Source organism: Streptomyces sp. TRM70350, from assembly GCF_019219825.1.
In the GTDB taxonomy this organism is placed as follows: Bacteria; Actinomycetota; Actinomycetes; order Streptomycetales; family Streptomycetaceae; genus Streptomyces.
In genome coordinates, this window is sequence record NZ_JAHUXH010000080.1 from 1 (window position 1) to 2,130 (window position 2,130).

Sequence of the window (2,130 nt, forward strand, 5' to 3'; positions counted from 1 at the left end):
CTGGCCCAGATCCGATCGCCAGCCATGAACGGCGTGGTGGTGAAGGCGCCGCCTGCGCTCTGGCGCCACAGATCTCTGCCAGAGAGCGGATCGAGGACTACAAGCCGCCCTGGGTCGAATGCTGCGATGTAGACGGCGTCGCCAGCGACCAAGGGGGCCGTACTGATGCGTCGGGCGACCTGAGTGTCAAACAACGGGTGTCCATTTTGCCCGTCCCAGGCCAGCGCCCGGCCGCACCCCGTAGTCAGATGAACCGTCGTGCGACGGTAAGGGCCCGGCGTCCCGAAGCCGGGATGCCGGGCCCCCTTACCGGGGCGCGATCAGGCGGGGCGGATGTTCTCAGCCTGCGGGCCCTTCTGGCCCTGCGTGACGTCGAACTCGACCTTCTGGCCCTCCTGCAGCTCGCGGTAGCCCTGGCTGGCGATGTTGGAGTAGTGGGCGAAGACGTCGGGGCCGCCGCCCTCCTGCTCGATGAAGCCGAAGCCCTTCTCGCTGTTGAACCACTTCACTGTGCCCTTGGCCATGACTGTCTCCTTTGAGGGAAACCGGGCACGCACGCTGCGCGACCGGGAGGTGATCGCCCTGGTCCGGAGAGGCGCTGAACAGCAAGAACGCCCGTGAGGCGATCACGGGCGAACGGAACTTCGGAACCACGACTGCTGATCACAACGCTATAACGGCATGACGGAAGCCGCTAGCGAAAACGCGCCAGCAGCTTCGCGCCCTTCTTCTGCACAAGGCTGCGGCGAGGCATGGCCTCTCCCCGCCGCCGACTGTTCTCCGGGTCGGCCCCACCGATCATGCGTGACCGGCCCCTCCCCACACGACGTCACCTTGGACTTCCCGGAACCGGCTCGAGACCACGGACGAGCCGCCCCCGCGCGACCTCGTCGTCGAGTTCGATGGGGCACCACATCGGCTTCCTGCACAGCGGGCGGGAGCGGCAAGCGCTTCTGGGACACCGCCATCTGTCTGCCCGGCGAAGGAAGCTGCCTCGGGGCCCTCTCAGCCCACTTGCTCCTGAGCGCCGAGACACCCGAGTCTCGACTACTGCGAATGGACCAGTGCCGAGGCCCGCCGGGAGGCAGCGAACGCCGGGAAACACGACAGGGTGCACGAGATCTTCTCCAGCACCGGGCGAACAGTTCGGCCACGGAAGGTGGTACCGCTTTCACCGCTCCCTGTCCCCGGTCGCCGGCGTGATCCGATCCTGCCGAGGCACGACGAGATCCTCAAATCTCTCGCCGACTACCTCACCAAGGTCACTCCGCCAGCCACCGAGAACCAGCCGGAGACTTAAAACCATGATTTCTGGCGCATCACACTCGCAACACACGAGCAGGGCGCCGCCTGACCGACCGCTGAGAACCCCCAGGCCGCCACCCGACCGGGGGTTTTCTCATGCCTGCCGCACCGCGGTTCGCGCGCGCGTAACCTGTGGCCATGCCGAAGGAGACGCCGCAAACGAAGCGGGCCCGGAAGGCTGCGGCGAAGGCTGCGGCCCGCGAGCGTGCAGCCCGCATCATGGCGAGTTTGGTGCAGCCGCCCCGGACGCAGCCGAGGCGCTCGCCGGCGGTCAAGGTGGTGCAGGCGCAGCCCGAGAAGCCTGCGCGGGCGCTGATCCCGCCGAGGGACACACCGCTGTCCGAACGCGTCCGCGAGCAGTACGCCGACAATGCCTTCGCGGCATGGGTCAAGCCAGGCGCGGTCAAGCCAGGCGCGTAGGTCATCCCTGACGCGCGCGAGGTACTCATCCCAGCTGGCGACGACACCCGATACCGTCGCCGCTGAACCGAACACAAGGGGGGAACGGATGCGTGGCAAGTTGGTGTGGGCCGTGGGATTGGCCGCAGTAGGCGCCGTCGGGAAGCTGGCCGTAAACGCACGGCCGCGAGTCGCCGCAGTCGAGGCCGAGGCCGGGGAGGAGGCTGCCCAGTACCCGGCGCCGAAGACGATCTACCGGGTGACGTGGAGGCAAGAAGGTGTGGAGCACGTCAAGGACTTCGTTGACATCGACAACGGTTACGAGTTCTACCAATGGATGCTGCGGCGCGCCTCCAAGGTGACGTGGGAGCACATCGCCGTGTGATTCCAGTAGATCACGCATCCACTGACACAATCCCAGCCATG

Annotated in this window: 3 protein-coding genes and 1 pseudogene; 2 read left to right on the forward strand and 2 right to left on the reverse strand. The window is 66.9% G+C overall.

Annotated features, from left to right (window positions below):
• Positions 1-260 (reverse strand): annotated as a pseudogene (locus tag KWI83_RS40545) (PQQ-binding-like beta-propeller repeat protein); the annotation flags it as partial.
• Positions 261-320: 60 nt separating this feature from the next.
• The gene (locus tag KWI83_RS37595) at positions 321-524 is read right to left on the reverse strand and encodes a cold-shock protein (protein ID WP_014670069.1); all 204 of its coding nucleotides are present in this window, start codon (positions 522-524) and stop codon (positions 321-323) included.
• 919 nt (positions 525-1,443) lie between these two features.
• On the opposite strand from KWI83_RS37595, the gene KWI83_RS37600 reads away from it, so the two are divergent.
• A complete protein-coding gene (locus KWI83_RS37600; RefSeq protein WP_218518858.1) occupies positions 1,444-1,725 on the forward strand; it encodes a hypothetical protein in 282 nt (93 codons plus the stop codon).
• Between the two features lie 88 nt (positions 1,726-1,813).
• Positions 1,814-2,089 (forward strand): hypothetical protein, encoded by a 276-nt coding sequence (locus KWI83_RS37605; RefSeq protein ID WP_218518859.1) that lies wholly within the window; start codon positions 1,814-1,816, stop codon positions 2,087-2,089.
• Positions 2,090-2,130: the final 41 nt, after the last annotated feature.